The organism is Cytophagia bacterium CHB2 (genome assembly GCA_030263535.1).
Classification (GTDB): Bacteria; Zhuqueibacterota; Zhuqueibacteria; order Zhuqueibacterales; family Zhuqueibacteraceae; genus Coneutiohabitans.
The window spans coordinates 20,981-27,976 of sequence record SZPB01000027.1 but is presented as its reverse complement, the minus strand read 5'-3'; the positions used below and the strand labels follow the sequence as shown (position 1 = coordinate 27,976).

Genomic DNA, 6,996 nt, shown 5'->3' with positions numbered 1-6,996 from the left:
ACGCACGGCATCGAAGGCATTGCTCAACAGGTTCAACAAAACGCGGCCAATATCCTGCGGCACCATTTCGATCTTGCCGTCCAGCTCGCCGAAATCCTGCTCGATGGTCACATTGAAATCCGGAATTTTCGCGCGCATGCCGTGGTAGCTGAGATTGACGTACTCTTCAACCAGCCTGTTGACGTCGGTCGGCTGGCGTTCGCCTTTGCCGCCGCGCGCGTGTTGCATCATCGCGTGAACAATGCCGTCGGCGCGTTTGCCATGATGGTTGATCTTCTCTGCGTTCTGTTCCAGCATATCAAGAAGCTCATCAACATCCGCAAAGTCATCCCCATTTGCGTTTTTCGTTTTACGTTTTATAAGTTCTTCCCGCAATTCCTTCGCCAAATCCACCGACAACGCCGCAAAGTTATTCACAAAATTTAGCGGATTCTTGATCTCATGCGCGATGCCGGCGGTGAGCTGGCCGAGCGAGGCCATCTTTTCCGCCTGCACCAATTGTCCCTGTGTCTTCTTGAGATTATCGAGCGCAGCTTCGATTTGCGCTTTCGCAGCTTCCAATCGCTGGAAATCTTCGTAGCGCGCATAAGCAACGCCGAACGCTTGTGCCAGCGCCTGGCCGATCGCAATTTCATCATCGGAGAGCGCTGCGCTGCTGCCGATGTAAAGCATGCCCTGCGCGAACGGCACGAACTGCAGCACCAGTTTCTCGGGCGCTTCGCCGCCGGCCTGGTACTTCTCCGAACTGTCGATCAATCCCTGTTTGAGAATCGACTGCGTCCAGGCGATGAATTGCGCGCGGTTCCATTCCTCGCGGTAAACCTGCTGTCGCCGCCAGTGTTGCACTGCTGCTTTCACAACGGGCGCGCTGTCAAATTTCAAGTGCAGCGCGGCAACCGCTTCTCCCGCCGGCGTGGAAAGATAAACATGCGCTCCCGCAACGGCGGGATCGGTCGCTTCCTCGATAATAAAAACCCCGCAGCGGAAAAACGGCACGCCGAGCGTGGTCAGCTCGCGCCAGATGAGCGGGGTGATGCGCTGCAGATCGCCGGTGCTGCGCATCGAGGCGATTTCGGCGCGGACGCGTTCGAGGGAGGCTTGTTGGAGGGCTTGTCGGGCCTGGGCTTCGGCTCGTTGCAGGTCGAGAAAGCGTTGATAGGCCTGGTTGAATGCCCCCGCGATTTTCAATACAATAGTTTTGGTGTCTTCGGAGGGAGGACTTACCAGATCAATACCTAGCAGTCCATCCGAAATTCTGGCACAGGCACTCCACTGATGGGTTAATATCCCTTTTGCCAAGGCTTCTTTAAAAATGTTGGCAACTGCGGGATTAATTTCTTCCAACTCATAAACAGCCTGCTCAAGTTTTTCAAGGGGATAATCTGCTACGTAGTAGTTCAGGTCAGTTTGCCGGAAAGCCCTAAATGGCTCTCCCATCATTTCATACTTATTAAAGTCATATTGAAGCGTATAACTATTCGGGTTTCCTATATTTCCCGGACTTGAAAAATCCCACGCTTTCACCCATCCATGCTCATCTGTCAAATAAAAGGTAACACCAGTCAGGCCTGGTACCTGAAGCCAATGGAGTTGGTTTAGTATTTCTTTATTTACCTTATCCAGGTCATCGGAGTGGTGCATGGCCATGGATTGCGCCCGTACGCGTTCCACTGCCGCTTCAATCTGCGCCTCGCGGGCCTGAGCTTCGGCTTTTTGCAGGTCGAGGAAGCGGGTGTAGGTTTGCTCGAAGACTTTGGCGAAGCGCTGTAAAACATCAGCTTCGGAAGGCGTTAATGCTCTGTGCCCGGTAGCCTCGATAGCGCCATATTTCATAATGGCATTGCACATAATCCAGCTTTCCTCGGCATCAATGGCGTCTTTGATTTCCTGCGGCAGTTTTTTGAAATCGCTGTGTTCGTAAACGAATGCCCCGTATTTATCTTTCTGTTCTTTGGTCAGATGGTGTTCGAAATAGGGTTGCTGGTCTTGCCATGCCTTCAACTGTGCGTTGTAATAAGGGTGGTCGAAATAAGGCACATGGTAGCTGTCCGGGAAGACTTCGTTTTCAAATCCTGACATCCATTGTAAATAAGAATGGTCTTCTTTGTCAAAAAGGACGATACTGCAACTCGTTGAATCAAAGCCAAGAATTTTTAATTGCCCAAAAATTACACCTATCGTCTCCCTCAATTCATCGCTTTTGTGCATCGCCATCGTGCGGGAACGTACACGTTCTAATGCTGCTTCAATCTGCGCTTCCCGTGCCTGCGCCTCCGCCTTTTGTAGATCGAGAAAACGGGTGTAGGTTTGCTCGAAGACTTTGGCGAAGCGAATCAGTACCTTGGCATTCTCCTCGTCGGGCATCGCCAAATCAACTGCTTCCAAATAACCATGTTTTGTGTATGTGTAGGTAAGGCAGACTGTTCTATAGTTGAGAATATCCTGTTTTAGCTCTTCAGGCAGGTTGATGAAATCGGTTTCTTCAAACTGGTAGGTATCAAATGATCTTTTATCGTTTCCTTCCAGGTATATCTTAATTTGCGGGCTATTGTTTTCCCAGGCTTCCCAGATTTTCCTAAAAACGGGATGTTTCTGGCCGACCACTTTATAGCTCTGTAAAAGATTGGAATTGAGGTGGTCGGCAAACCAGTATTCCACGGCATTTTCTTCCTCCCGAAAAATGGCTATCGAAATACCGAAGGTGGAGACCCCAAAAGGTTCAGTTTCTTTATACAAAAGCTTGACGACTTCCGCCAATTCTTCACTCTTGTGCATACCCATCGTGCGCGCGCGCACACGTTCCAGCGCGGCTTCGATTTGCGCTTCGCGGGCTTGCGCTTCAGCCTGCTGCTGCAGAACCTCCAGCTCTTTATACAAAGCGATGTTCGTCTTCTCATTGGCGCTGGCCATTTTGTCAAGATGCTGCAATTGCGTTTCGTGGCGTTTAATGATACGCTGCAACCGATTGTTCTCTCTTTGCAGTTGCCGGATTTGATCTTCGGGGGAATCCGGTGTTTTATCTGCGATATTTGCCATGAGATTTGGGGGTTTGGGGTTCAGGGTTCAGGGGGGCTTTGTTTTTTTGTTGTTTTTCGTATGTGAATAAATACTTGATGAATCCACGAATGTCGGCTGATTTCATTGGTTTTTGAGTCTCAACTCGTGTAAATCTTGTTTTCGTTTTATAAAAACCTTAATAGCATGAACTATCAACCCGGTCCCTCAACCTTATTGCCTTATTTGATATGAAAAGCGAATATAAAAATCAGCATATCCATTTCATATTCAGCCGTATTGGAGAATAAGGTAATAAGGTAAAAATGGGGGAGATCGTTTTGCTATTAAGGTTGAAAAACAAAAATATGGTTTTTAACAAATGCGTGCTCCTAATCGGCTGAAACGATGCTCAATGCCTGAATGTTGACGACCCACACAAAACCCCATAGAACCATTTTTTACCTTATTACCCCAATGGACGAGCCACAACCAAAAGGGCAACCGCGAATAGCCGCGAATGAACGCGAATGAAGAATTAGCGGTCGTTCGCGTTAATTCGCGGTTCAAAGTGTTTGCTTTAAAAGCAAAGAGTTCATTTGTAATAGATTAATTTTTCTTCAATGTCTCCTGGTAGTGCTTGATGAACTGTTCATACTCTTCGGCGAATGGCACTTTTTTATGATGCTCCTTTTGATTGAGTATATATTTGCAGACTTTAGCAATATCGGATTTTGACACTGAAAAAGCAGAGGCTGATTGTTGCCATGCGAATTTACCTTTGGAAAGTTTATTCTGATTGATGAAACGTTCGCTGCTATCTGCAATAATCGTCGCCAGTTGTTCTTCCGATATTTCAGGGGATCGGGAGACCAGGAAATGTACATGTTCAGGATTTGCGTAAATTGCGTACAATTTACATGAGTTATTATTGACGATTCCGGTGATATATTTCTCTATTCGATCCCGATTGTCTTCCGGTATCGACTTTTCACGCCCATACGTGCTGAATATGAAATGGATATACAGATTTTTATATTCGATTTTCATGATCAAATAAGGTAATAAGGTTTAGGGAGTTAGTTGCTATTTCATGCTATTAAGGTGTAGAAGATCAGAATAAGGTTTTAATATTTGAATTCCGTCAGGAGCGCTGCGTTTCTGAACCGATCTTGACCATTTTACCGGCGCCGGTAAAATGGTCTGCCGGATTGTTCCCTGCCTGTTCACAAGCGATTTCAGCCCTGGCGATAACGCCCTGGAATCGTTGCCACTTGTCATACCCCAACAGCTTTTGCAAATCACGCGCAAACCACACTTCCACGCCTTCGATAGTGTGCGCATAATCGTCAAAGTTCTTCTTGATGCGCACGATCAACTCTGTTGTGCTCATTTATTGTCCTCCATGGTTTTGGGTTCGACGTTCAGGGTTCAGAGGTTCAAGGTTCAGAGACTCCGGATTGCGAAAAGCCCGGAGCCTCTCAAAACGCACACAGAACAATCGTCGTGTTGTGATACCGGCTCTTTTTCAACTGCTCAAGGCTGCTATCGATGGGACCGAGCTCGCCGTTGGTGTAGAAGCCGTTCACCGCACAATCTGCTGGCAGGTTATTGAGAATAAGCTCAATTTCTTTCTTTGTTTCCAAACCCAGCATCAGCCGCCTTCCCGCACAACTGAAACAAAGTAAAGCATGTATTTTCTTATTGGCCAGTTTTTGTTTAAGCGTTAGGATCGCTTCTTCCGCACCAGCCAGAATATCTTCTCGAGCGCCTCTGGCAATCTGGAGCGTCGCATTCTCCGGAATATGGCCATTTCCAAAAACGGAGCCATCTTCCTTGTTATAAGTGAAACCGCTACGTATCACAAAGTAATTTCCGGCATCATCACCCAGAGATTCATCCAGCAGCGCAAGCGGGTAGGCTGCCATAAGGTCAGGGTCATCGACGTTGGGGATATAGTTCTTCAAATACTCGATGGCAGGTTGGTGGTCGATTTCATACAGGATATTCCCCTCTGATTTTGTGGCTTTGACCTTTTTCCCCAGGGGAATCCAGCCACTACGTGTGATAATCAGCGGCTCAATATCCGCGGCAAGCAACAGCAACGGGACGGCATCGGAATAGACGCTGCCATTAAAAAATTGGTAGGTTTTCCTAAATTGATAATTATCGCCGGGCAGTCCGCCAACGATCTGCGCATCTTTATCGATACCATCCTGCAAAAGTCCTAAAACGTGATCCGATGACAAACGCATAGATGAATCCGGAAACGTCAATGCCAGCTTGGGTTTATCTTCTCCCAGCATAGCTTGTGCTGAGGTGCAAGCAGCATGCACCGCCGCTTCTGGATCTTTACTCAGGTTTTCCCCGATGCCAAAGCCAAGCTTAAGTGCATCGGAGGTTATAACCATCAATGACGCTGACTCTTCGAAATAGCCGTCATTGTTCGCTTCGCCCGAAGTTGTGCAGCCGAAAATGGGGATATCCAGCTTTTCTCGAATGCTTTTTAATAGTTCAGCGAAATCAAATTCAATGTGGCAGAACAAAATGCCAACGGAATTCGCTTGCAGCGCAATTTTTTCGAGAATCATGTCACCGATTTCCAGACCAGCCTCGTAGGATTCGTCAATGTTTTCACTGTAGCCAACGGCTGATTTTATTGACATATCAAATCTCCTTTCATGGGTTCCGAGGTTCTCCGTTCAGAGGTTCCAAGCGTGTTGAACTCATCCTGGAACCTTCAAACCTCTCAAAACGCACACAGAACAATCGTCGTGTTGTGAAATTTATTTTTCTTCAAGTGTTCCAGGCTGCTGTCAATGGGGCCGATTTCTCCAGTGCCGTAAAATCCATTCACCGCGCACGACGCCGGCAGTTTGTTGGCAACAAGTTCCATTTCTTTCTTCGTATCGAGACCCAGCATCAACCTCCTGCCCACGCAACTAAAACAGAGCAACGCATGTATTTCTTTGTCCGCAGCCTTTTGCCTGAGAGTCGTAATGGCGTCTTCCACGCCGGCCAGAATATCATCTCTGGAGCCTCGGGCCAACTGGACGGCCGCATTCTCCGGGATATCGCCATTACAGATGACGGCGCCATTTTCTTGGTTGTAGCGAAAGCAGGTACGAATCACAAAATTCTTTTCGGTTTCCGCGCCCGGGGTTTCATCCAGGAGCACAAGCGGGCAGGACGCCAAGATATTGGGGTCGTCGATATCGTGGATATATTTCTTCAAATAATTTATCGCGGGTTGATGATCGATCTCATACAAGACATTCCCTGCTGTTTTCGTGGCGGTTACCTTTTTGCCAATGGGAATCCAGCCGCTCCGGGTGATCACCAGCGGTTCGATATTTCCGGCGAGCAACAGCAACGGGATGGAATCCGAATAAATGCCGTTTTTGCAGAATTGATACGTTCTCGTGAATTGAAAATTATCGGCGGGCAGCCCGCCCACCAGCGGCACTTCTTGGTCGAGATGCGCCTTTAAAAAGTTTAAAACTTTTTCGGCGGACGAAGTCAAGCCCGCGTCCGGAAGGGTCACGGCCAGCCGCGGCTTGTCCTCTCCCAGCATGCTGCGGGCGGAGGTGTAGGCGGCCAGCACCGCGGCTTCAGGGTCTTTGCTCAAATTCTCTCCGACCCCCATGCCGATCTTGAGGTCATCGGAGGTAACGACCAGCAGTGACGCCGACTCCTCGAAGTAACCGTTACTGTTGGCCTCACCCGCGGTCGTGCATCCGAAAATGGGGATATCCAGTTTTTCTCGAATGCCTTTCAATAATTCGGCAAAATCAAATTCAATGTGGCAGAACAAAATGCCGAGTGAATTTGCTTGCAGCGCAATTTTTTCGAGAATCATGTCGCCGATTTCAAGACCGGCTTCGTAGGATTCGTCAATGTTTTCACTGTAGCCAACTGCTGATTGGATGGACATGTTAAGCCTCCGGTTATGGGGTCGTTTTCAAAACGACAATGCGTTGGGTTTGATTTTTACAGGCCAAG

General features: G+C 48.1%; 5 protein-coding genes. All 5 read right to left on the bottom strand.

The window, feature by feature from the left end; genetic code table 11:
• The coding region (locus tag FBQ85_04810; GenBank protein ID MDL1874479.1) for a hypothetical protein at positions 1-1,062 on the bottom strand (1,062 nt) is incomplete at its 3' end.
• A gap of 2,541 nt (positions 1,063-3,603) precedes the next feature.
• Positions 3,604-4,044, bottom strand: coding sequence for an IS200/IS605 family transposase (gene tnpA / locus FBQ85_04805; protein MDL1874478.1), 441 nt, complete (start codon positions 4,042-4,044; stop codon positions 3,604-3,606).
• 94 nt (positions 4,045-4,138) lie between these two features.
• The gene (locus FBQ85_04800; GenBank protein ID MDL1874477.1) at positions 4,139-4,387 is read right to left on the bottom strand and encodes a hypothetical protein; all 249 of its coding nucleotides are present in this window, start codon (positions 4,385-4,387) and stop codon (positions 4,139-4,141) included.
• 88 nt (positions 4,388-4,475) lie between these two features.
• Entirely contained in the window at positions 4,476-5,660 is a 1,185-nt protein-coding gene (locus tag FBQ85_04795) for a hypothetical protein (GenBank protein MDL1874476.1), read from the bottom strand.
• 83 nt (positions 5,661-5,743) lie between these two features.
• On the bottom strand, positions 5,744-6,928 hold the full coding sequence (locus FBQ85_04790; protein MDL1874475.1) for a hypothetical protein: 1,185 nt from the start codon (positions 6,926-6,928) through the stop codon (positions 5,744-5,746).
• Positions 6,929-6,996: the final 68 nt, after the last annotated feature.

Coding starts and splice junctions, on each gene's coding strand:
- tnpA (MDL1874478.1), bottom strand. CDS start 4,044: ATGAAAATCGAATATAAAAATCTGTATATCCATTTCATATTCAGCACG.
- FBQ85_04800 (MDL1874477.1), bottom strand. CDS start 4,387: ATGAGCACAACAGAGTTGATCGTGCGCATCAAGAAGAACTTTGACGAT.
- FBQ85_04795 (MDL1874476.1), bottom strand. CDS start 5,660: ATGTCAATAAAATCAGCCGTTGGCTACAGTGAAAACATTGACGAATCC.
- FBQ85_04790 (MDL1874475.1), bottom strand. CDS start 6,928: ATGTCCATCCAATCAGCAGTTGGCTACAGTGAAAACATTGACGAATCC.